We start from the raw sequence: 24,351 nt of genomic DNA, 5'->3' as shown, positions 1-24,351 counted from the left end.
GTAGTACTACCTTGTCCAGATTCATACATTGAAATTGCCTCTAATTTTTGGTCAATCGTATATTTGGCCATAGAAAAATACCCTCCTAATTGTCTCCAATTAAGAGGGTGCACTTCAGTTTGGTTTGGGGCGCATCTTTTTTATTGTAATAATTTTTCTTTCTGTGTTTCAAATTGTTCTTCATTAATGATACCCATATCTAATAATTCTTTATATTTAATAATTTCATCTGCAATACTAAATGATTGGTCATTTTGCATGGACGTTTCTTTATTCTCATTCATTTTGTTGATATCTAAAATTCGATCAAGTAGTATCGTTATATCCTCAAATTGTCGTTTTGACTCATTAACAACTTCAATATCTTCAGAACCACTCATATTCTTTAGGATATTGACTTCGAACGATGATCCATCATTAAGGTAAACAGTTATCGCTATACGGCTTATCAGGTCTTCACCTCTAGATGCTGTTACAGCTCCAACCACGGCACCAGCAGGTCCAAGAAGTATACCTCCAACTGCAGCTCTAGTAATTCCATTGTATGATTTTCCTTCTCGTGTTACTAAATGAGGAATGTACGAAGTAATTTCCGAAAATCTGTAGCAAGTTCCTTTCGGAATTGATTCAACAGTCAACATAAGAATTTTAGAGTGAAAGTCAGCATGAAAATCACCGGCGCTTTGACACCTTTCCATAACAAATTTAGGATCCTCAATAATTACTTCATTTCTTTTATGCAAAACTTCATATAAGTATTCAGAAGTTACATCTTCCGTTGCGATTTTACTTAATTGTTTGATATCTATTTTATTCAATGTATCAATATCACCATCAACATCAAATAAATTTAATTTGGACATTGCATTGTGAGCACAATTACAGCAAACAACATTAGCAGAGTATAAATGATACCTCGTTTTTAAAAGGCCAAGTTTCTTTTTACAAATTTCGCATACTTTTGTAGACATTCTATTAACTCCTGACATATAAACTAAATAAATTGTATCAACCAATTTTGAAAATACATATCTGGAATTTCACATAAAAATCTATACAGAATTTCATAAATCGATAATATTATCTCAAACATGGAAAAAACACCCTTAAAGTTAAATTTAAGAGTGCTTTTTTGTTTAATAAATTTATGTTTGGGTTTATATTGATGATGCAGGCGGATACAACACCCGTCTGTTGGAATTAACCATTTAGATTCTACGAAAACTAAATACTTCCTTGGGTAACAAGAAAATTTTATTGAGATTCCTCATTTGGGTGTGAGGGATCTTTTTATTTTAGTTGATTATATTTTAAATTATTGCCGAAACTTTTATCAACTGGATATTTCTTATTATTTTTTTCTAGTTTACTTTCAATGATCTCATCAATATCAAGATTTAAATTATCAGCCATCATGTATGAATAAATTAGTACATCTGCCAACTCTTCTTTTAACTGTTCTGGTTTCTTCTCAACAACTTCTTTTGATTGCTTCCATTGGAATAATTCGAGTAATTCAGATGCTTCCAAAGAAATGGAGATTGCAAGATCCTTCTCATTATGAAATTGTCTCCAATTTCTATCGTCTCTAAATTTATTTATTTTTTCCATCGATGATTGTGGCATTTTCTATTCCTCCTGTGACTCCATTAACTTCCTCTGCAACTGTTCGTCAACTGCATAGATATATAGACCATTAACGCCCCTAGTTAATAAGACGTTTAATTCATTATTTAAAAGCCTATCTGAGATATCTAATTTCTTCCCGTTATAAGTTCTTCTTTGCGTAGCTTTTTTATTCTTGCTACATTTTTTATCAAAAATTATTTTCCCATCTCTATATTTAACGGACGGTCCAATAATTACACCGGCATAATTTAAATCAAATCCTTGAATCGTAAAAGTCGATCCAATTTCATTGATAGTTTGTTCTTGTTCAGCCCAAGCCAAGTTTCTATTTTTAAGTTTTTGCTCTTTTGTTTCTGGCAATTGAAGATTCCATGGCATAGAAAAATCACCAACTTTTACATTCCAGTAATCTTCATTTTCTGGTTTCTTTTTGTCAATATACTCCCAGTCAAATGTTGCCAACATTCTAGAAATACCCGAATCTTGGTTTTTAGACTTATCCGCAATAGCTTTGAACATATTCTCAGGTGAATCAAAAACTTTGAGATCATATTGATGATCAGTTGGAATCTTGAATATTTCATGTTTATCAATTACGTTTCTTATCCAACCGATGGTATCTGGATTTGCATGCATTCTCATTTGATTTTCTAATCTAATATAGTTCCCAGATAAATCTGCTTCGTGTAATCTTTTACGCATCTCATTTTCATCTACATACTGTTCTCTAGATAGAATTTGATTCTCATCAAATATCGCAACAACTACTTTTGCCCTATCCAACAAATCCTGTAATTGGTTTTCACCACGATACGCCTGTTTTCCTTGAGTCCACAGTAAATGCGCTTCATCCACTAAAATCACATCCGCCTTCTTATCAAGACTTTCATGCTCATTTAGAAACATTGTTGGTTTCGTTACAATTTTCTTTCCATCCTTAGAACTTAATCCAAGCTTCTCGATTATTTGTTCATACACTTTTAACTGCTGATCATGATTAACTAGTAAGTACTGAGAACTTCCTTCAAGAATCTTATTATCTCCATTTTTAGTAGATAATTGGGATAATTCATAAAATAAGCTACTTAAAAGAACCGTTTTACCGGAACCAGCTTCGCCGCTTACGAGAATTAATTGACCCTCTTTATTTCTGTTAAGAGCTTCCTCGATTTTCATAATTATTTGATCTCTAGCATCAAATTGTTCCTTAGTTAATTTATGGAAAGGTGAAGCTTTAAAAATGGCCGAATCCCGAATAACTCGCTCTAAGGGAAATAATTCTCTATTATCATTTCTTAGCTTATTCCAAATTTTCGAAAAAATTGGATTCAATTCATCTGATGTATAATAATCCTCTTGTTGATTAGTTCTTCTATTATATAGATGATCCACCTTATCAATGCCTGACATATAATGAATCAATTTATTCTCAATATCCAATGTCAGTGACTTATTAAAGTGTTCATGTCCTATTAAGTACATTTCTGCATCTTTTGAATTATCTACATCTTGCCAAAACTTTTGAGAACTTTCATCAATTGCAGCATCCTCTTTAGAGTCATTTTGTAAATGCTCCAAGGATCTACGCTTAATATCTGTGGTCTCACCAACGTAAATAGAATATTTGTCATCAGAAAATTGATCATTAACTATATATATTGTTGGATAGCGTAATAATAATTTGCTATCTTTCTCGTTTGTTATTTCTTTATCTAGACTTTGAATTTCATTTTGAGAATATTCAAATTTTCGAATAATAGGGGCAGAAATTTTTACCAATTGTAGAGTCTCCAAACTTCTTTGTTGGTACCATGATACCTTGCAAAACGTTTTTGATAAAGCTTGTTTTATTTATAACTCTTTATAAAGCAAAAAAACCGTCAGGGAAAATTTCCCTAACGGTCAAATATTTTAATAAACAACAGTGCCATCATCATGCACATAAAGTGTATGTCCGGCCTTAACTAATCCGTTGTCGCTATCTTTTGTTGCAACGAATGTCCAATACAAGTTGGCTTTCTTATCTTTACTTGAGTATGTGCTGGTCCAACCGGCATCCCCATACTTGTTAGCTAAGAATTCTCTAGCTTGTGTGGCTGTCTTCAAACTTGTTTTCTTTGTTGCGTTTTCATGATTATATGTTGTAGCAAATGCTTCATTTGCTGACTTTGTTGATGTACTACTCAATCCGATTCCGACTGCTAATAGTGCAACGACTATCAATAATCCTGCTACTAATTTCTTTAAATGCATTTATAATGCCCCCATTTGTTTCTGAAAATATAAATACCATAATACTAGTTTATTTTCAGAAAGTAAAATGTGGCATACTGTAATTTATTTTCCTAATTCTTCTAGTCGTTTTAACCAGTCCAACATAACGCCGTTTCGTAGGGAAACACTCAAACTTCCTTCGACTAACCGTTCTTGTTTTATCTGTGCATAGATCAGACAAAGCACGATATCCTCGGCTGCTTTTGATACATCCACGTTTTCAAAGGATTGAATGTCAACTTCGATTCCAGATATCAATAATATTTCTTGATAGTCACGAATATTAATTTCAGTATTGTTTTCAACAAATTCATTCACGTCAGTTATAAAATCAAAAATGATATCTTCATACTGATAGTATGGATGTCGCCCGAGTCCTTTTTCGTTCAACCATTTACCACTAGTGCGTTCCTCAATCGTTGGAATATACTTGATAATGTCGTAAAACTTATTACTATCATAGGAAACAATTTTCTTAAGAGCAGGTTTTGGCTTAACTGTATCGAAATCTATTTCCTCAAACAGCTCTCTAAATTTATCGAAGCCCAGTGGATAGGCGTTTGAACCCCAGATTTCCTGCTTAGTTCCATCACTATAATGGATGGACACTTGCCACTGCTCGCCATTGGTAATCTCTGAAAAGTAATTGGTGTCCCAATATTCAAGATGTAGCTGTTGCAAGACTGCTAGCTTGCTATAGGCAATCCCGTCACTCATTGGAATGACGACATCTCGATCTTCATGCAAATAATCATTTTCACGAATCATCAATTTATCTGCGAAATCTAGCGTAATTTTATCAGGTACGGGTCCGAATCCTCCTGCGCTAAAACTGATTTTATCAATTTTGACATCAGCGTTCTTCCAATCGATATCCTTCAATCGTTTCAGCAGACGCACCAATTCAGTTTCTTTACTATAGGAAACTAACTGACTATTATCAGCTTGCAAGCAACGTTCTATTGGTTGCAATATCTGTTGCTCACCGGGATATTGGATCAAGAAAATTCTGAAGGCAAATCGAAATGCTCCAGGGCTTATTTCCTCAAATTTATCTTGAGAGCCTCGAACTAGTTTCAACATTCTTCTATTATCCAAGTCAACTTGGGGACTCAATTGTCCAACAAACTTGGTCAAATCGTTATATTTTTGATCTGAGATTGCCATAATATTTTCGCCGTCCTTACATATAATTCTTATTTTACCTGCATTAAACTCTAACTTTGCTACAATTACAATTAATATACACGGAGGTATCAGAATGAAACTTTTACACACAGCCGACTGGCATATTGGCCGCACGCTTAACGGGTTTTCGCTTTTGGATGAACAGAAGGCAGCTTTCAAACAAATTATCCAAATCGCCAAGGACGAGGATGTGGATGGAATCGTTATAGCGGGTGACATCTATGACCGCGCCGTTCCCAGCACCAATGCTGTAACTGCTTTGGACGAAATGTTGCAGACTATCAATATCGAAAACAAATTACCAATATATGCAATTTCTGGTAATCACGATGGTAGCAAGCGTCTGAACTACGGTCGTACATGGATGGAGCTATCTAACTTTCATCTGAATACCTTGTTAGAAGAAGCTTTCACACCTATCGAGACCCCTGAAGCACAAATTTTCATGTTGCCGTTTTTCGATCCAATGGATGCTCGTGTTTACTACGGTAACGACGATATTCATACGATTGGTGACGCCATGGATTTAGTTTTGGCAGATATGTATAAATTATTTGATGCCAATAAAAAACATATTCTGATAACTCATTTTGCTGTGACTCCAAGTGCTGATGAAGAAATAGAATTAACAAGTGAAACTTCGTCTAAAGTCGGAGGTCTTGCCACTTTAACTGCTAGTCAATTCGACAAATTTGATTACGTTATGTTAGGACACATCCATACTCATAATGCCTCCCCTGCTGAGAACATCAAGTATTCAGGCAGTCCCGTAAAATTCAATGTTAAAGAAGCTCGTATGCAACATAAAAATAAAGGTGTCTATATTGTTGATATTACAGAAAATTCCATCACAAGTAAATTCCACGAAATAACTCCTGTAACTGACTTGATTGTATTAGAAGAAAACTGGAAAACCTTACTGGATCCGGCATTCTATAAAACTCAACCAACCGACAAAGCCTGGTTCGCCATAACTATCAAGGAGTTCAAACCTAGCGAACACATTCATGCCAATGTCCGTGCTGAACTACAACAAATTTATGGAACAGTTGTTGAGTTGGATTACCAACGTGTAAAAAGCGAAGAGGATAATGAATCTACTAGACAAAATATCGGTGAAATGAGTCATGAAGATGTGGTCGGACAATTTTACCAATCCATCACTGGTGACCCACTTTCTAAAGATCAAAAAGAGTTAGTCGACAATATTTTTGTAGAATTGCAGAAGGGAGAATAGCATGAAACCAGTCTATTTGGAAATGAATTATTTTGGACCACATGAGCACTCGATCATTGATTTTAGAAAACTGGAGGAAGCCCCTATTTTCCTAATCGGAGGTGATACTGGTGCCGGTAAATCAACGATTTTTGATGCGATGACCTTTGCGTTATTTGGCACGACAACTGGTGACCGAGATGCTAAGGAAATGCGTAGTCAATTTGCTCCAGATAATCAGGAAACTCGGGTAATTTTCTATTTTGAGCAAGGTAACAATCTCTATAAGATAGAGAGAAAACCCGAACAGTGGCTCGCTAAAAAGAGTGGTAAAGGCCTTACGAAAAAGAACTCAGATGCCAAATTAGGAATCGTTGAAGAAGTCGGTGGAGTTGAAATAGAATCGATTGCCTCAAAGAGCATGGACGTTGGAACTGAAATATCCGGAATTCTCAATCTTTCTGCAGATCAATTTAAGAAGATAATCTTGTTACCACAGAACGATTTCTCAGAGTTTTTGAAATCTAATACAGCTGATAAAGAGAAAATCCTGAAGAAAATTTTTGGTACACAGGTATTCTCAGACTTCACTTCAAAATTAAAGGACACATATGATTCATCACGTAAGCAAAGTGAAAAATTTGCAAATGACCTTGCTGTTCAATATGACACGATAAATCTATCAGATGAAGAAAAAGAAGCATTATCACACGAATCTGATGAACAAAAAGTCGTAGTTTTGAAGACATTTGTCGATGCCCGTAACGAAAAACTGCAGGTGGCTAAAACTGAGTCTACTACCGCTGATAAAGCTCTTGAAAAGGCAGATAATGCTTTCCAAGCTGGCCGTGAATTACAGAAAAAATTCTCAGATTTGGCAGATTCCAAGAAGAAGTACCAAGAAAATATTGTTGCTAAAGAAGCAGATGTTAAAGCCAAGCAAGCCCATTATGCCGAACTGGACTGGGCTAATAGCTTCAAAGATACTGTCCGTGATTTGGAAATTAGCAATCGTGACTTGGCTAAAAATATTGCTGATAAAGAATCTATGAATGGTCAAGTTGATGATGCTAAGAAGGCTAATGACATAGCTATTGCAACTTCGAAAAAACTTTCTGATCAATCTACTGACTTTGACGAAAAAGATAAACGTGTTAAGTCTTTAACAACGTTGATTCCCAAAGTCCAACGCTACGAGGAATTGAACGCTAACATTGAAAAACTGACTCCAGAAATTTCTCAATTAGAAGCCGATATCAAAACAAAATCTGACAAGTCAGCTGAAATTTCTAAATCAATTGAAGACAAGAAATCCAAAACGGTTAATGCAGACGAACTTCAAGCTAGCAAAGATAGTTTGTTAGCTGAACGTGAACAGCTCAACAAATCTCTTTCACCTCTTGAAAACTCCATCAGCAACGTCACTGATCAAGTCACTGAGTTAAAGAAAAAATCTGATGCGTTAGAAAAACAATTGGAAACCAGTAAAACAGAATTAGAGTCTGCTGAATCTGATTACAATGACAAAATCAAAACTCGTCAATCACTGATGATTGCCCAACTCCAACTAGAATTGGAAGACGGAAAGCCTTGCGTGGTTTGTGGATCTACGGAACATCCCAACGTTGTTCATAACGCCGATGCGGATGAGTCTAAATTGAAAGCTTCAATGCAAGCAGTCGATGATTCTCAAAAGACATATGCTGCTGCAGAAAACAATTTAAAAGTTGTCCAAAAGAACGTTGCTGACAATGCTAGTGAGATTAAAACTAAAACTGCTGAGCTGAAAAAATCTCAAGATGACTTGGCTTCAAACTATACAAACTTGATTGCTGATTCAAAATTGGATTTCCCCGATAAATTTGATGATGTAAAAATCGCTCGATTATTTGTTGAGGCCATCGCTGAAGTTGATGACAAGCTAGAGGCATCCCGTAAAATAAATTCTGAAATCAAAGAACTAGAACAATCACTTCAAGTTCAAAATAACTTGGTCTCTGAAATCAAGTTAACTCTGTCTGGCAAAACTGCTAATCTCAAGACCTATCAGACTGAGTTGGAAAAACTTTCCACCGAATTAAAAGATATTGAGGACAAAAATAGTACTGAACTTCTTTCCGAAAAATCAGACTTGGAGCATGCTATAGCAGAATTTCAAACAAAATTCGAAGAAGCCAAGAAAGTTGCCCAAGAAGCTGATAAAGTTTTATCAAATATCCAAACCAGATTGAAAGATTTGAACACCCAAATTGAAAATAAAACAGCCTCAATCAAGAAACTTAAAGAGTCTTTGAAACAGGCGTTATCTGATGAAAACGCAAAAACTGATAGTGAAGACATCTTAAAATCATGGATTGATGAAATCAATGACGGCAGCATTTCGGAACTTCAAGCTACTATTACTGGATATCAAAAAGAGAAAGAAATTCTCGAACAGGATATTCAAAAGAACTCCGCTGAATTGGAAGGTAAGAAAGTTCCTGATATTGAAAAACTACAGATTGCACTATCTGAAGCGAAAGAAAAAAGTAATGCGCTTCTTAAACAAGTAACTGAGCTAAATATTATTTTCAACAATACTCAAAATAGCTATGAGAATATTCAACATATAATGAAGGAACAAGGCAGTTTTGCGAAGAAATTGTCGGAAATTACTAGCTTGTACAACGTTGTTAATGGCCGTGAAGGTAACGAAGATAAGCTAAAGCTCGAGACATATGTTGTTCAAAATTACCTGCGTAAAGTTCTTAATTATGCCAATGATCACTTCATCAACCTGCTTTCTAACAACCGTTATACGTTTGAAATCGCCAGCGAAGGTGCCAACAAGCGTACCGACCACGGTCTAGATATCAACGTTTACGATAACGAAACAGGCGCAATCCGTTCATCAAATACCTTGTCAGGTGGAGAGACATTTATTGCTGCCCTATCGATTGCCCTATCATTGAGTGAAGTTGTTCAGTCATCAGCCAACGGAGTTCAAATCGATGCCCTATTTGTCGATGAAGGATTTGGGTCACTCGATCACGAGACATTGGAGAAAGCCATGGTAGCTTTGGAAACTATTGGCGAAAACCGCATGGTTGGAGTTATCAGTCATATCGATAGTATGAAAGCTACTATCGGTCAACAAGTTCTTATTGAAAAAGTTGGCGACGGACGTAGTCGTGTTCGATTGATTAGTAAATAAGATAAAATCAAGGTATTACACTAAACGTGAAATAGTATTGTACAATTGTTATAATATAAATCACTAAATAAGGAGGATTTTATGCAAACTATAGATAAAGCAAAAGCCAATGGTTTGGCTCGTTTCACTTCTCTTGTGTACTTGTACACTGGTTTTGGAATCGCATTGTGGCTGGTCGTCGCAAATGCAATTGCCAGAAATGCCGGTCTTTCGAAAGCTATTTTCAGCTTAGCTGGTGCACACAGCATTATCTTCACTATTCTGGTAGTTGCTGTGGCATTCGGATTCATCAGCCTTTGTAACTACTTCGCAACTCGATCGTATTTTATGACGTTTGTCAGTTATGTAGCATTCTTGGTTGCACTTTCGGTAATCGGTGTTCCAATTTTCTACTTGTATTCAGCAGCTAGCATCACTCAAGCGCTGGTTGTTACTTCGGCAGTCTTCATTGTTGCTGCAGCCTTCGGTTTCATTACGAAAAAAGATTTAACAACTTGGAGCAGAACATTGATGATCGGCTTGATTTCAATCATCGTCGTATCATTGATCAACATTTTGATTTTCAAGAGTTCAATGATGATGTTACTTATCAATATCGCAGTCGTAGTAATTTTCTTATTCTACATTGCCTTTGATTCGCAAAATATCAAACGTATTTATGCACAAGCTGAAGGTTCAGAAAGTCTTGGTGCTATCGCATTGGTAGCTTCAATCAACTTAGTATTAGACTTCATTAACGTATTCATGAGTCTACTTTCAATCTTTGGTGACAGTAACTAGATATACGCAAAAAGGCACATTTCAGGATAATCTGAAATGTGCTTTCTTCTATTTACTCAATAATATATTTCATGTCAGGTGTGACGGTCAGTTTGGACTCTTGGTCACTATACCGACTGAACAAACCTTTGATTTTCAACTTATGGATCCCAGGCATTATCCTGTTGATCTCATAATCTCCATAATAATCATCTTCAGCAACGACTCTTTTTCCATCAACATACATCAATGGGTAATCAGCATCAGTCTCAACCGTGATACACATTGAAGTCACTTCAGCCTGATATCTTGGGAAAAATCCCATGACCTTCCCTTTTTCTCGAAGGTTGAATATCTCACCTTTTTTGGAGGTTAACTGTTTATGAATTGATTTTTTAGCATTCTTATCATGTTTAACCAACTCTGCCAGAGCTTTCAAATCGGAATTAGACAGTTTTTTTCCAGAAAGGTCGATCAAATTATTACGCATCTGCTTGGTATATCCATGTGCAATACTAGATTCGATTCGCTGAACTTGGTGTTCCTTGGTGTTATACCAATTACTACCAACTCCAAAGACAACCAGCAGAATCACCAATGTGCCAAAAACTTTCAGTTTCCCGTACTTAACAAGGTTAATCTTAAATCTCTTTTTCTCATCATTTTTGACAACTTTTACTTCTTCAAAATTTTCTGTAATGTCGATTCCACATTCAGCACAAAATTTTTCCACATCAATTAATTGAATCCCACAGTTTGGACAAAACTTTACTTCGTCCATATATAACCTCATCTAATTTATTTTGCCATCCCTTGGATAATCTTAAAACAAATGTATCCCGTTAATGCCAGGACAGCATGGTTTGCAACAACTGTCACCAATACGGTTTGAATTCTGTCGAACTTGTCTTTAATATTTGCAAACGAAAATACCATCGAATAACTTGTTACCCAAATGATGCTTAATAGTCCGACTAAGACATAAATGGCTAATCTAAATCCGCCATTTTGCATCGAGGAAATTCCACCGATCATTACGAATAAGTTAAACACCAATCCCACGATGATCATCAAGTTCGAGAAAGTTGCGATTCGGTTCATAAATTTATAAATAGTCGTCGAGTCTTTAATTATCTGTCGGTACATTCCAAATCCAGCAGCAACTTGAACTCCGAAGAATACAACCATTGCGACAAATATTCTGACAAATAACGACATCCCCGTTGGTACGTCTGAATTGATCATATGCAGTACGGAAAAAATTCTATTGATCATCATATGTGCCGCTGTACTTATCAATAAAACGTTAACTATCAAAGCAGCTAAGCCAAAATACTTATTGGTCGTGGGAGCTTTCGTTGGTCGCTTTATCGTTTGAACAAACCATTTCGCCATCTCGGCTAAAAAGTTTTCTTCCTTAACACCGTGATCCATTGTTTCTCCACACTCTGTGCAGAATTTGTCTCCCGTTTCTACTTCTCGAGAGCACTTTGAACATTCCAACATAAATAACATCCATTCCACTAAATTTCATCATTGGCGATTTGCAGTTTCTAAATCTTATACCACAGATAAAAATGAAGTCTAGAATGAAGAACCAATATATCAAATTCCCTACTTAGGAATATTTTTAATTTTATTAGATGGATTGTAATAAAATATGAATTTGGAGTATACTAATCCCAATTATTTTCTGAGAGGTGTCCCAAATGAAAACATTTATCGTTGATGCATTTACAAATGAAGTATTCAAAGGCAATCCCGCTGCTGTCACATTCTGGGATGAATTCCCCGAAGACAAATTGATGCAGAATATTGCTATGGAAAACAATCTATCCGAGACTGCCTTTGCGGTGAAACTATCCGATGATCATTACAACTTGCGCTGGTTCACTCCAGGTGGCGAAGTCGATCTATGTGGTCACGCTACCTTGGCAACTGGATTCGTTGTCTTCAAATTCTTCCCACCTAAGACAAACAAAGTGACATTTACAACCGTGAAGAGTGGTGATTTAACTGTCGAAAAGAAAGATAACTTGCTTCAAATGAACTTCCCAGTTTATACAAATAAGCAAATCGAAGTTACAGATGCGATGGAAGACGCTCTCGGAGTTCGTCCAATAGAAGCCTATATGGCACGTGATTTATTGTGTGTTCTTCCCACCGAACAAGATGTAGAAACTCTGCATCCCGATTTAGAAAAATTGAAGCAATTCGATGGATTATTGACCAATGTAACTGCCAAGAGCGATAAATTTGATTGTTCTTCACGTTCATTTGGGCCAAAAACAAACGTTCCAGAGGACCCAGTTTGCGGAAGTGCCCACTGTCAAATTGTTCCTTACTGGGCTGAAAAGCTTGGAAAAAATAATATTTTGGCTTATCAATCATCACATCGTTCAGGAATTTTACACTGTGAGTTAGATGGTGGCCGTGTTAAATTGAGTGGTGAAGCTGCACTTTACTCAGTTAACGAAGTAAATATTTAATAAAAATACCGTTACGATTTATTGATAAAATCGCAACGGTATTTTTTAACCAACTTCTAATAGTCGATACATCCAATTCAACATGTATCCTTGACTACATAATGTTTCATAAAGATTTTCAACAAATCGATCTACTTGAAAGACATCATAGATTATTAATAATACTTCTTCTCCAGGCATCCCAGAAACATCGACAGATTCAAAGTCAATTTCTCGATGTTTTAAACTATATTTGGCAAGTTTATCTTGTAAATTTGCATTGGTAATATCTGTTTCTCGATTAAAATAATCTGCTAAATCTCCACCCAAATCATCAATAACCTCGTGCTCCGTTTTGACCATATTATCTATTTCATCGTAATCATCAGGAATGACGGCAATGTCATACTGAGCAAGCTTCATTTTTTCAAAAATGCGAATATTCTTAACGATGGGAAAGTACTTGTTGTCTTCAATGGTAGGACCTTTTTCAGCAAATATGCGTTGATGCTTAAACATTAAACTTGCCAAGATTCTTTTCTGTTCAGGTAAGATTTCATTTTGAACAAACTGGTAAATAATTTTTAAAGTATTATATTCCAACGGATACTCTGCAGCACCGGAAGACGAGATAATTCGGCCGTTATGATAGTTCACCTTAATTCGCCAATATTCACTACCTATCCATGAAAGAAAATCATCCTCATTATCACTATCAACTCTAAAGTAGTCTCTATCCCAATAGTTGAGACGCAATTGATCAAAGGCGTCCTGTAACTTTTTCTTGGTTTTATTATCAAATTTTACAAGTTTACGTGGATCAGAATCGAATCCTTGTTGGTCACCATACATCAAATTCCGGAAATCTATAACATAAACCTCATGTTTGACGAACTCACCAATATGGATTTGAACATAGTCAATTGGCATCTTATCTGGAAGGTCCATATCCTTCAATTGCTTGAGAAATTTGACCAATTCAGTCTCCTTGTCAGGCACTCGAAGTGGATTTTTAGGATTAGACAAATATTTGGTGATTTCATCTACTATTGGGTCCGGATCCTCAATTAGACGACAGAACATCAACAATCTGTCTCTGAGTCCTTGCACTACCATGGCAAACACATCGAATCCATCATCTTTGTAACCCTTGCGACGTAAAATCTGATTGCCATCATTATCCAGGCGTGGGCTTAAGTAGCCTATATATTTTGTGAGGTCATAATACTTTTCATTGTATATATTTTCCATATTTATATTATTCCACTAATTGTTATTAATAAAAACATTGAATTTTTTTAATCAAACTGATGAATTTTCTTTCTGAAATGATTCATTTGATTCATGTTGTTTGAATAGAAGTTCTGAATAATCAACTGGCTGATCATTATCTAGATGATTTAATTTCTCCAACGACTTCAATTTAACAACACCAAAAAACTTTTTTAAATTGGTCAATCTAACCACGGCATCGTTTGTCACTGGCAACCAACCATTGGCACTAGCCTCTTCATAAGGAAATTTATTTGAAATTTCTAATTCCTCTTCATTATCGATTTCAGTGTTAACTCTAGCTAGTTCAGAACGATAATTAGCTTCTAGTCCATTCCAATATGACGTAGGAATTCCAAGAACATCTTCAAGGCGATTGGCAACATCAGGCGTTAATTCGACTATTCCGTTAATGAGGCGACTAATGTGTTTTTCAGTTAAATCCATACGAATTGCAAAAACTTTTTGAGTCATTTTGCGATACCGCAATTGTTCGCGAATAGTTGCCCCGGGCGGAACTGCAATACTGTTTTTACTGTGTTTCATGAAAAGGTCCCCTTTCTGATAATGATAATTCTCTGAATTCATTTTCCAATGATATTTACCTGTGAGGTAAATCCAGTCTATCTCATATAGATAACTATTAGTAGTTATTTTTATGAGACAGTACTAAATCACGCAAAAAAACACCGAAATTAAATTCGATGTTTTTTATTTTTTAAAAAGGTGATTCAGGAACTAAATTGATTATTCATGATTTTCTTATTGGTTAGCATTACGATAGTTTTTTACGAATGTACCCAAATGAATTAAAAAGAACAAAAATACTATAAAAGGACTTATGTAAAATGTGACTAATATTATTCCCATTTGCAATATCATAGCTAGTATCCCATTGGTAAATTCCAAACTGCCATTAACAACTTTGGTTGTACCTTGTCGGCCATTCAGAACCGTTTGACCTTTATCCCTACTTATTGAAAAAACTCTAAATACTGGGACATACTCGGTTGTGCTTAAAAATGAATCAACCAAGTTTTTAGATGCATCATAATCACCTGATATCATCGAAGCTAGTCCTTGGGAAAAATGACCTACCCAATTTGACAAAATTATGGCTGCAGTTTGATATGCGTATAAATTTACAAACATATTAATAAATAACTTCGCTTGTGTCGTCGCAAGATAGTACAAATAAAACCCACTTCCAGATAATAAAGTCTGACGGTCTGAATGATTAAATTGCAATAATGCCCCTTGAACACCAGCGTAGTACTGATCTTTTTTTGCAATAATAAAGTAAACAATAAATGCGGCTAGACAGATCCAAATAATCCAGTCCATTAAGGATCCCAACTTTGCCATACCTTGATAAAGGACAAAGAAATATATCGAGCCTGCTAAACTAACTTCAAAAAGAAGACTTTTCACAAAAGTTCCGGAATAGGATTGATTTGGATATTGAGTTACATTATATCCAATGAGACATAAAACAAATCCAACCAAAAGTACTAATGCTGCCAACCTTTTTGGCAAGAGTGATCCAATAATTCCAATAACCGAACCAAGAAGCAAAACTGGTGCCATACTTCCAAAAGCACCTGTCCGATGTGTGGCTGCCAAAAAATACATTAAAAAATATAGGACTGCAACAGCTCTGATGTACGGTTGATCAATAAATTTATTCCCCGTCATAACAATAATTCCCCCAATTAATAAAGTTATAAATATATTTATATTATACCGTATATTCCATGACGTTAAAGACTTTCGCAGAATAAAAATAGCCATCCAAATATTTTAGTTTGGATGGCTATTTTTATTCAATATTGATTTACGATGTACTGAATTGTTAAATCAAATTTCTAAACTGATTTCTGAATCACCAGCCATACCCGATTTGATAGATTTAATCATTTCGATAGCATTTTTCTCTCCAATTGTCGTTACGGAAATGTTCAATAAATGCTTATCTCCTCCATTTTTAATAATCAAATTAGGGTTTGAACGCTTCAATATCTTATAGAAATTATTTTGATCGAATGCAGCTTGTTTAATTAGAATAGACTTTATATCCTCACTAGAAACATCATCCTCGAAATAAGCCATTAATATTGCGCAATTTCTAGTTTTATCTGCTTTTCCTTTACCAGGAATGTAAAAGGTTGGCGTTAAAACCCCATCATCGTCATATAAAAGTTTTTTTGATAGAAATTCGTTTTTGTATTTTGTTTTCTTCTCGTTTGGACTAATTACTTTTTGTGACGTATCATTTTTTGTTGCGACTTCATGTACAACTGGAACCCTATTAATCTTAGGCAATGTTTCTAAAAAATCTTGAACTTTTTTGTCAACAAATTCTTGTGGACCCTCTATTTCAAATTCCACATTATCAATAACAAGCTTGATCCTACACATAATTTAATCCTCCTCTTTGAATTAACTACGTTATACATCATGAAGAGATTAAATTCAATATATTTCATATTGTTTTACAAGAATTATATGAAAATGACTATTTAATTAATATCTGTTCTCCCTTTAGTCTCTGACTTATAGCCACATCAAAATATAAATAATAATATTCTCAAAATATTTAACAAAAAATAGCCATCCGAATATTATCATTCAGATGACTACAGTTATTCAAGCTTTAAAAAATTGTAAATATACTTTTGATTTCACTCTAGTGTTGGATACATAGATAAGCAGGAAGACGAAGGGAAGGTTCGCCGGGGCTAAACAGTGGGATTTGTGTTGACTCGGCAAAGGCCGAGACTACACAAAAGGAGACCAGTGTGACCGCACTATGGCACACTTGCGACTCACTGTGTTCCAGCCCCGCCGAACCTAACCGAAGTCTGGCAGTGAACCTCAGAAATTAAATATTTAGTTACCCAACGACATTCTTAATAGCAGCATTAACGTCATCCTTCTCATCCAAAATCAAGCCAACACGACTCTCGATAATACTAATATCCATAGAAATCTCACGAGTAAGTCCTGGTGTATTGATTTTTGGTTCGAAGAAAGCTTTGAATTCCTTCAAACGTTCTGGTGTACGGAAGACGCTCATTGCAACGGTGATATATGTTGTAAACTCCATATCTCCACCGACTGTATCTTCGAGCCATTTCCAATCATTTCTCAACCAATCCCAAGCGGCTTGTTCACCATCAGCGTTATTCAATACTCCACTGAACCAAGCACGCAAGTCTTGAGGTTTGATTGTATTGGCATCTTCAAATTTTTCAATCAATTTTGCAATCAGCTTTGGATCCTTTGTACTTGTAATAGCAACGCACAAATCAGACTTGTAACTTGGATCTGTTGATTGACGATATTGCTCTAACAAGTTGTCAAACAAAGCTTCATTACCATAATTCTTAACTTCATTTCTCAAAACGAAAATACGAATATCAGCTGGCAAACTTGCCAAGTTATCTTTATTATTTTCAAATAACTCGTGTGCTGACTTCAATGCATCTGGATTTTCGGCATACAAAGCAGCGTTCAAAATTGATGGACGTGTCAATTGATCATCGATTGTCTCACCAGATTTTTGTGACCAGCCTAAACGTTCCAATTGCTTGGCACTCAAGTTGTTATATAACTTCTTCAAATTCTTTTCTTCATCAGTATTTGGTGTGATGAACTTACGCAAATTGTATGCAAAACGATAAATTGCTGAGTTAACAACTGTCGATTTATTATCAGCGAAATGCTTCAGCAATGGCACAACGTCAGCGTATGAAATTTGTCTGGACTCTGATAACAAACGAACATCTTGCAAGATAGCCATTTGTGAAATTGAATCAACAGTATCCAAGTTTTCCATAATATCGTTCATCAAAGTATCGTCATAACGAACAATAAAGTGAGAATTATTGCCGACATTAACACGGAAAGGCACACCGTTAGACTTGCGCAATTCCGCGTAGTTACCGAGATCAACTTCTTTGTCACCAAAAATCTTAGGAGCAACATCGTAATTACTGTTCAACGGAATCTTCCATTGACGGCCAACTTCTTTGCCATCCCCAATGAAAAATTGTTGTTGTGAAATCTTTAAATCACCGTCAACTACACGGGCGTGGACGATTGGATATCCTGGTTGTTCCAACCAAGTGTTCATGATAGAAGCAACATCCATTCCAGCTGCTTCTCCGACTGCATCCCAGAGGTCTGAACCTTGGGCGTTAGCATATTTGTGAGCAGCAAAGTAATTCTTCAAACCTTCACGCAATGCATCGTCACCGACCAAGGCACGCATCATAACTAGCATACGGGCACCTTTGGCATACACGATGGCACTATCAAACAAAGCATCAATTTCAGCTGGATCCTCAACGTTAACGTGGACAGATTGAACTCCGTCAGTTGCGTCACGTTGCAAAGCTGCAGGAACATCAGTTGTTTGGAATAATTCCCAAACATTCCAGTCAGGTTCGATGGCGTCGATAGCAACATATTCCATCATGTTGGCGAAACTTTCATTTAACCAGAGATCATCCCACCACTTCATTGTGACTAGATCACCGAACCATTGGTGAGCCAATTCGTGAGAAATAACAGTCGCAACTAATTGCTTTGTATCAAGAGCTGTGTTGTCTGGATCAAGCAACAAATAGGCTTCACGATAAGTTACCAAGCCCCAGTTTTCCATAGCACCGGCTGAGAAATCAGGTAGTGCCAATTGCCATGAATGTGGTAGTGGATAAGGTGTTTGATAGAAGTCTTCGTAGAATTCGATTGAACGTTTAGCAATGTCCAAGGCAAAATCCAGTTCCTTAGGTTCGTGTGCTTTAGTTGAAAATACGCCGACTTTTACACCACTCTTAGTAGTAGTCTGCTTGCTTTGTAGGTCACCAAATGCGAAGGCAATCAAGTAAGTCGACATGCGGACAGTCGTGTCAAAGTAATGAATTCCGTTTTCCTTACGAACTTCTGGCATGTTAGCCAAAATAGTTTCGCCAGGCTTTTCATCAAACTTGATAGCTAGATCAAATTTTGCTTTAGCCTCAGGTTCATCAACACTTGGGAATGCTTGGCGTGCGAAAGTTGTCTCAAATTGTGTTCCAATAAGTTCTTTTTTCTCACCGTTAACTTCATAATATGAAGGATAAATACCCATCATCGAGTCAGTTAGAGGAGCCTTGTAAGTAACTGCTAAAGTTGTCTCGCCAGCTTTTGGCAAAGTGATATTGATAACTTCTTTTTTATTGTCAACTTCAAAAGGAACATCGTTTCCGTCAGCTTGAACAGATTCAATTTCCATATTCTTTTGTTGAATAAAAATATCTTTGGCTTGAGCTTCGCCATCGATAACAGATTTACCAGAAATTTGTTTAGTTCCACGATCGATATCTATGAAAATATCGTAATGTGTTGGTTGAAACGTATCATAAGAATGCGTAATTTCAGTCATAAGTTCCTCCATGATTTCAAAAAATATATTCGTCTTCTATTATACGACTTTCAATAAAACAAGTTTTACTTCTAAGATTGAATAAGCTATGATTTCAATAAATACTCAGGAGGTGGAAATCATGGATAACACGGCTTTAGCAAGATTTATCACATCTCTGGGAACTTTAAATGGATATGGCAGTACAGTTTACCAAACAAAACAAGCACTCGATTTAAAATCCACTAAACCACTGAATAACGATCCCGATGATATTGCAATTTTTAACGATTCACTCAACGGAATCGCGGCAATAAAAAAAATTGGCTTCAGTACTGACGGAATAATCGCTATCAATAAGGAATTCAAATCAGCATCTGATGAACAACCTAATATGCCAGGTCACTTACGGAATGCTAACTATAATCCTGATGATAGGACTGCTATCTTGATCAGTAATGACAGTAAAGATGCTTACTTTCCACCTGACGTAGTTACGAAGAGTGACCTGAACTTAATCGTAGAAAAATTCAACGATTCAGACAAATCAGAGCAAGATGCATGGAAGGTTTTTGTAGAAATATCAAAACTGCAACCTTTTCAAGATGGCAATAAGCGGACAGCATTAATTGCTGCTAACGACGCATATGGAACATTGGAAAATGAAAAATATTTGATCTTACCTATCAATGATTTGGATCGAGCCGAATTTACTTTGATGTTAATGAGATACTACAGTGCAAAAAATGAGACCGACCTCGAAACTGCATTCTCGAGAATGATGAAACTACTTCCAAATGATAGTGACCGACTTCAAGAATTAAGCAAGCCCATTGAAGAAGAACACAATTCAGATTTGTCCACTCGAAAAATTAAGCGAGAGCTTCGCGACTAAAAAAAATAAGGTTTCTGATATCCGACTTTACTGTCAGATTCAGAAACCTTTTATTATTTAACTAATTTACCGACAATTGGCAACTTAGGTAAAACTGTCTTCTTGTGTGGAGCATGTGGAATTACTTCTGACAGATCTTGTCCAGCAACATTTCCATGATGCTTGCCACCCTTCCATGGCTCTACATCAGTCATATCATAAACTACACCGTCAATTGCAACGTAAGCCTTGTTACCGTTTTGCCCGTCATATTTTTTTAATTCTTCCAATGTAAATTCTTTTTCTGCCATAATACCCTCCTCTTTCACAAAAATATCTATATTTCTATTATGACATGTTTATCATGCTATAAACAAGATATATGAATAAGTTTGTAAAACTTGATATTGGTCAATTCAATGATCCACTTTTTCTTGTACTCTATAGGTATTAAAAGAAAAGAGGTTTTCAAAAATGGCAACAGTTAAAGATTATTTATCAGAAAATCAAGATAAGTTAGATACATTTACTCGTGCAATCACTGCCGCACACGGCAAGAATCACCCAGAAGTATTCGAAGTAAGAAAAGAATATTTAAACTTAAAAGAGGCTGTTGCCGCTGGAGCAAACCTCGACAACAATTTTGCACAAATGCGAGAGACCACACAAAACTATGCTATTCCTGATGATGTTTGCCCAACATTTGAGGCAACTTATCATATGTTAGCTAACGCCGATGAGATCAACGCTAAAGCCTAACATCATCCCTGAAGGATATTTTATAATTCATAGGTAAATAGAACTCTAAGTGATAAAGTTGTTATATAAATGTCATGTTATTTACATAACAACTTTTTTGATGGGGTGAGAATATGAAAAAAGCACCAATTGTACTTTTCGTTATTGCATTGACACTGCTTATTATTTCACGCATTTTATCCTTTACATCGATTCCGACGAATTACTTGGTATTGCTTCCCTCCACTGCACTTGTGATTTCACTTATTGCCGCAGTTTGGGGAGGATTAGTTTACTTCAAAAAATAAAGTTTCAAACAAAAAATCATCAACGAAAGTTGATGATTTTTTAGTACGTGCTAGCTTGTTGACCAGATATGATCCATTTTGCTTCTTTATAATTTCACCATAAAAAGATTAATATATAGGTGGAAGTACAAACAAGGAGTGTGTTAAATAATGGAAACTTTAAACATGATCAAATCACGTAGAGCAATTCGAAAATATTCAGGTCAAATCACCGACGAACAATTGAAGAAAATTTTGATGGCCGCAAATGCTGCACCGGTGTCACTCGGTAGTTATGACGAATATCGATTGACCGTCATCCAGGATCCCAAAGTTCTCGCACAAATCGGTGGAACCTATGATGCCCCCACATTCATCGTTGTTTCAGCACAGAATCTCGGCAGTTCGCAATATGTTTCATCTGGAGCCATCGTTCACAACATGGAATTGGCTGCACAAGACCAGGGACTTGGTTCCAACTATAATATGGGTAGCATGCGCTCAGTTCCAACCGAAGTTTTGCCCGATGGATTCAGTGCTGTGTTTGGATTGACAGTTGGTCAAACTACTGAAAAATTCACTCCACGTGAGATACCTATGGATCGTATTAAAATTAATATTGTTAAATAAAAATGCACCACTTCCCAAAAAGGAAGTGATGCATTATTTTATTTCTGATATTGGAATAAATTTACCTGGATGATCAGTGTCACTGATTCGTTTTTGCATAACGTAAACGTCATACCATTTATCGAATTTATAGCCCATTTTCTTCAAGATACCAACTTCTTGATATCCCATTTTTTCATGGAAGGCTACACTATTTTTGTTTTCGCCAGTTACGTAAGAAACTATATTAACCACATTTTGTTTGGCTAATTCTTCTTCCATAGTTGTATATAACATCTTGCCAATTCCAGCTCCACGAGTGTTTTTATCAACGTAGATACTGATTTCAACTGCCCAATCGTAGGCTTCTCGTGGTCGGTATCGATGGGCATATGCATATCCCAAAATCGTTCCGTCATCGTCTTCAGCAATTAAATATGGATATACTTTAGAAATTTCAGAAATTCGGTTTTCAAACTCGGCTTCAGTTGGAACTTCATACTCAAAAGTTACCGATGTGTTGGTCACATACGGTGCGTAAATTGCCAAGGCTGCCTTAGCATCAGCAATATTAACAGGTCTAATTCTTACCATGATATTCTTCTTTTCGTAATTAATAGAAGTAGTTTACCACAATGACGAAAAATAATATTCCATTTTACTATTTACAGTACAAAGTACGTTTTTAAACATAGGTATTCTTAATTATATATTTAGTAATAAGAACATCTCATCTTGACTTACCATAGTAACATAGTAATCTGTATGTACAGGCACATGGTGCCGACTAGTTTATCTAGTCTTATAGTTCTTTATAGTGACTCGGTCACTGAGAGGCTCATTTTGAGTCTCTCTTTTTTTTGTATATGACGAATTTACAATTAAAGTGCAACACTAATTGAACAAAAAACCTCCGACCATTACTGATCGAAGGTTAAAATAATTTCGTTAAATCAATCTTCCAAAAATCTTTTTACCAGTTACTTTTATGTAAGAAATACCTGCAGTTAATGCTGCCAAGATAATTCCAGCAACACTCAAGCCTTTACTGATTAAATTACCTGTTTGTGGAAATCTTTTTGCTGAAGGAGATGCAAGTGGTGCTTTTGCAGCAAGACTTGTCTTAACTGGAGCAGCTTTCTTCGGTGCGGCTTTAGCTTCTTGTGCATTGATCCAAGTTTGAGCCTGTGCTTCTAATTGAGCAATTCCAGCCGGTGTTTCTTTGACAGTTCCAGAAATTTCTTTATTGATCCATTGTGCAGCTTCGTCTGTTAAATATTTTGGACCATTAAGGTCGTATTGATATTCAACTTTATTTGGAAGTCCAGTTTGTCCTGCAGGTACGCCAACATCCTTATCACTTGAAGATGTCATAATCTCAGTGCCTGCGTGACCACTGGTAGCTGCTGCAGTTGTGCTCGATGATGGAGCACTAGTTGTTGCTGCACTCGTTGTTGCATCAGTAGTAGCAGCGTTAGCAACATTCCCCGATGTTGCTGCCAAGCCGATTGATGTTGCGGCAAGTCCTGCTATTACAAGTTTGCAAACTAGTGAAAATTTATTATCTCTATTAACACATACATCCATATCTTTTTTCATTTTTATTTAATCCCTTAGTTTCTCATTCACCAATGATGATGATTTCGAATTGTTTCGAAAGTGTAAATCTTCTAACCCTTTAAAGCTGTTAAACTCACTTTCTAAAGGTGATTATATGTTTATTGTTACGAACGTGTTACAGAAATGACTATTTAATTTGTTTTGTTTTTTATATGAATAGATTATAATATTCCGTCTGCGGTGCTGGGGATATTTCCTGCTGTGCGGTCGGTCCGAGCCTTGGTCTCTGACCTTGGTTTTAAGCCTTGCGTAGTTCTCGCAAGTCTTAAAAGCCACCGGTGTTTTTCGGGCTTTGCCCTCTCAACACTTTCACTGCTTGGAAATATTCCCAGCGCCTTCGACTGGTTTAGATGTCCTTGATGTTTTTGTGTATATCATTGTTTAGGGTTTCAACATAAATATATTATTCTTGGTGGTATAAGATAGTGTAATCTTCGATCAGAGATTTCGACTATATCGAGAAGTTTTGTGGAAAGTTCAATTAAACTTCTCCAAAAGCCAATTCAATTAGGGCCACTTTTTCTAACAAACTTTTACGTTCAATTTTACTCAAACACTACTCCCATCGGATATCTGAATTTCTAGAAGCAGCCACATATAACCATTGACCAATTGGTATTTCGAAAGCATTACTCACAAACTCCAAAATCGAATTAACCCAACTCCATAAAACTTCGAAAAATATTTAAACTGGATAAATTCAAGTCGGAGGAGCTGAGGGGATTTCCCAGCAGTGAAAGTGTTGTAAGGACGAAGTCCATACAACACCGGGTGAGTTTGGAGACTTGCGAACCGTGAAAGGCTTCAATCCAAGACC

Annotated in this window: 23 protein-coding genes; 8 read left to right on the top strand and 15 right to left on the bottom strand. The window is 36.1% G+C overall.

All coding sequences use genetic code 11. The annotated features are described in order from the left end of the window. Window positions 1-140: 140 nt before the first annotated feature. The 5 genes from EKM63_RS06550 to EKM63_RS06530 all read right to left on the bottom strand — a co-directional run bounded on the left by EKM63_RS06550 (window position 141) and on the right by EKM63_RS06530 (window position 5,070). A complete protein-coding gene (locus EKM63_RS06550; RefSeq protein WP_225418270.1) occupies window positions 141-971 on the bottom strand; it encodes an SHOCT domain-containing protein in 831 nt (276 codons plus the stop codon). A gap of 319 nt (window positions 972-1,290) precedes the next feature. After that, window positions 1,291-1,626 carry a nucleotide pyrophosphohydrolase gene (locus tag EKM63_RS06545; RefSeq protein ID WP_125704922.1) on the bottom strand — a complete coding sequence of 112 codons (336 nt, stop codon included), beginning with the start codon at window positions 1,624-1,626 and terminating at the stop codon, window positions 1,291-1,293. A 3-nt stretch (window positions 1,627-1,629) separates the two neighbouring features. After that, window positions 1,630-3,408 (bottom strand): DUF2075 domain-containing protein, encoded by a 1,779-nt coding sequence (locus tag EKM63_RS06540; RefSeq protein WP_125704920.1) that lies wholly within the window; start codon window positions 3,406-3,408, stop codon window positions 1,630-1,632. Between the two features lie 132 nt (window positions 3,409-3,540). Next, window positions 3,541-3,882, bottom strand: coding sequence for a hypothetical protein (locus EKM63_RS06535; RefSeq protein WP_125704918.1), 342 nt, complete (start codon window positions 3,880-3,882; stop codon window positions 3,541-3,543). An 84-nt stretch (window positions 3,883-3,966) separates the two neighbouring features. Beyond that, window positions 3,967-5,070 (bottom strand): DUF6508 domain-containing protein, encoded by a 1,104-nt coding sequence (locus tag EKM63_RS06530; RefSeq protein ID WP_125704916.1) that lies wholly within the window; start codon window positions 5,068-5,070, stop codon window positions 3,967-3,969. Window positions 5,071-5,164: 94 nt separating this feature from the next. On the opposite strand from EKM63_RS06530, the gene EKM63_RS06525 reads away from it, so the two are divergent. The 3 genes from EKM63_RS06525 (at window position 5,165) to EKM63_RS06515 (ending at window position 10,280) form a co-directional block, all read left to right on the top strand. Continuing rightward, window positions 5,165-6,328: an exonuclease SbcCD subunit D gene (locus EKM63_RS06525; RefSeq protein WP_125704914.1), complete on the top strand. Its 1,164-nt coding sequence runs from the start codon at window positions 5,165-5,167 to the stop codon at window positions 6,326-6,328. Window position 6,329: 1 nt separating this feature from the next. Then, the gene (locus EKM63_RS06520; protein WP_125704912.1) at window positions 6,330-9,500 is read left to right on the top strand and encodes an AAA family ATPase; all 3,171 of its coding nucleotides are present in this window, start codon (window positions 6,330-6,332) and stop codon (window positions 9,498-9,500) included. An 81-nt stretch (window positions 9,501-9,581) separates the two neighbouring features. Beyond that, complete coding sequence (locus EKM63_RS06515; protein WP_125704911.1) at window positions 9,582-10,280, top strand: Bax inhibitor-1/YccA family protein; 699 nt, start codon at window positions 9,582-9,584, stop codon at window positions 10,278-10,280. Between the two features lie 52 nt (window positions 10,281-10,332). Here the strand turns inward: EKM63_RS06515 and EKM63_RS06510 are convergent, their stop codons facing one another. Next, the gene (locus tag EKM63_RS06510; RefSeq protein ID WP_164504922.1) at window positions 10,333-11,040 is read right to left on the bottom strand and encodes a zinc-ribbon domain-containing protein; all 708 of its coding nucleotides are present in this window, start codon (window positions 11,038-11,040) and stop codon (window positions 10,333-10,335) included. Window positions 11,041-11,057: 17 nt separating this feature from the next. Next, window positions 11,058-11,693, bottom strand: coding sequence for a DUF6574 domain-containing protein (locus EKM63_RS06505; RefSeq protein ID WP_125704907.1), 636 nt, complete (start codon window positions 11,691-11,693; stop codon window positions 11,058-11,060). Window positions 11,694-11,968: 275 nt separating this feature from the next. On the opposite strand from EKM63_RS06505, the gene EKM63_RS06500 reads away from it, so the two are divergent. Beyond that, complete coding sequence (locus EKM63_RS06500; protein WP_125704905.1) at window positions 11,969-12,748, top strand: PhzF family phenazine biosynthesis protein; 780 nt, start codon at window positions 11,969-11,971, stop codon at window positions 12,746-12,748. A gap of 45 nt (window positions 12,749-12,793) precedes the next feature. Here EKM63_RS06500 and EKM63_RS06495 read toward each other — a convergent pair whose 3' ends face one another. From EKM63_RS06495 to EKM63_RS06475, 5 genes are all read right to left on the bottom strand, one after another. Continuing rightward, window positions 12,794-13,978 carry a hypothetical protein gene (locus EKM63_RS06495; RefSeq protein WP_125704903.1) on the bottom strand — a complete coding sequence of 395 codons (1,185 nt, stop codon included), beginning with the start codon at window positions 13,976-13,978 and terminating at the stop codon, window positions 12,794-12,796. A gap of 51 nt (window positions 13,979-14,029) precedes the next feature. Further along, entirely contained in the window at window positions 14,030-14,545 is a 516-nt protein-coding gene (locus EKM63_RS06490; protein ID WP_164504921.1) for a helix-turn-helix transcriptional regulator, read from the bottom strand. 216 nt (window positions 14,546-14,761) lie between these two features. Further along, window positions 14,762-15,694, bottom strand: a complete 933-nt coding sequence (locus tag EKM63_RS06485) for a hypothetical protein (protein WP_125704899.1) — start codon at window positions 15,692-15,694, stop codon at window positions 14,762-14,764. A gap of 162 nt (window positions 15,695-15,856) precedes the next feature. Continuing rightward, on the bottom strand, window positions 15,857-16,417 hold the full coding sequence (locus tag EKM63_RS06480; protein ID WP_125704897.1) for a hypothetical protein: 561 nt from the start codon (window positions 16,415-16,417) through the stop codon (window positions 15,857-15,859). 475 nt (window positions 16,418-16,892) lie between these two features. Continuing rightward, window positions 16,893-19,427 carry a M1 family metallopeptidase gene (locus EKM63_RS06475; protein ID WP_125704895.1) on the bottom strand — a complete coding sequence of 845 codons (2,535 nt, stop codon included), beginning with the start codon at window positions 19,425-19,427 and terminating at the stop codon, window positions 16,893-16,895. Between the two features lie 121 nt (window positions 19,428-19,548). On the opposite strand from EKM63_RS06475, the gene EKM63_RS06470 reads away from it, so the two are divergent. Continuing rightward, window positions 19,549-20,301, top strand: coding sequence for a Fic family protein (locus EKM63_RS06470; protein ID WP_125704893.1), 753 nt, complete (start codon window positions 19,549-19,551; stop codon window positions 20,299-20,301). A 53-nt stretch (window positions 20,302-20,354) separates the two neighbouring features. On the opposite strand, the gene EKM63_RS06465 is transcribed toward EKM63_RS06470, so the two are convergent. Next, window positions 20,355-20,591: a cytochrome b5 domain-containing protein gene (locus EKM63_RS06465; RefSeq protein ID WP_125704891.1), complete on the bottom strand. Its 237-nt coding sequence runs from the start codon at window positions 20,589-20,591 to the stop codon at window positions 20,355-20,357. 163 nt (window positions 20,592-20,754) lie between these two features. On the opposite strand from EKM63_RS06465, the gene EKM63_RS06460 reads away from it, so the two are divergent. The 3 genes from EKM63_RS06460 (at window position 20,755) to EKM63_RS06455 (ending at window position 21,935) form a co-directional block, all read left to right on the top strand. Then, complete coding sequence (locus tag EKM63_RS06460; RefSeq protein ID WP_125704889.1) at window positions 20,755-21,039, top strand: iron-sulfur cluster repair di-iron protein, ric; 285 nt, start codon at window positions 20,755-20,757, stop codon at window positions 21,037-21,039. 113 nt (window positions 21,040-21,152) lie between these two features. Next, window positions 21,153-21,326 carry a hypothetical protein gene (locus EKM63_RS11305; RefSeq protein WP_153383894.1) on the top strand — a complete coding sequence of 58 codons (174 nt, stop codon included), beginning with the start codon at window positions 21,153-21,155 and terminating at the stop codon, window positions 21,324-21,326. Window positions 21,327-21,476: 150 nt separating this feature from the next. Then, the gene (locus EKM63_RS06455; protein WP_125704887.1) at window positions 21,477-21,935 is read left to right on the top strand and encodes a nitroreductase family protein; all 459 of its coding nucleotides are present in this window, start codon (window positions 21,477-21,479) and stop codon (window positions 21,933-21,935) included. Between the two features lie 33 nt (window positions 21,936-21,968). On the opposite strand, the gene EKM63_RS06450 is transcribed toward EKM63_RS06455, so the two are convergent. Together EKM63_RS06450 and EKM63_RS06445 are read right to left on the bottom strand one after the other, a co-directional pair. Further along, the gene (locus tag EKM63_RS06450) at window positions 21,969-22,508 is read right to left on the bottom strand and encodes a GNAT family N-acetyltransferase (RefSeq protein WP_125704885.1); all 540 of its coding nucleotides are present in this window, start codon (window positions 22,506-22,508) and stop codon (window positions 21,969-21,971) included. Between the two features lie 354 nt (window positions 22,509-22,862). Continuing rightward, on the bottom strand, window positions 22,863-23,513 hold the full coding sequence (locus EKM63_RS06445; RefSeq protein WP_125704884.1) for a hypothetical protein: 651 nt from the start codon (window positions 23,511-23,513) through the stop codon (window positions 22,863-22,865). Between the last annotated feature and the right edge of the window lie 838 nt (window positions 23,514-24,351).

It is taken from the genome of Companilactobacillus mishanensis, assembly GCF_003946505.1.
GTDB lineage: Bacteria > Bacillota > Bacilli > Lactobacillales > Lactobacillaceae > Companilactobacillus > Companilactobacillus mishanensis.
The sequence above is the reverse complement of the archived record's forward strand: the minus strand, read 5'-3'. Positions and strand labels throughout refer to the sequence as shown.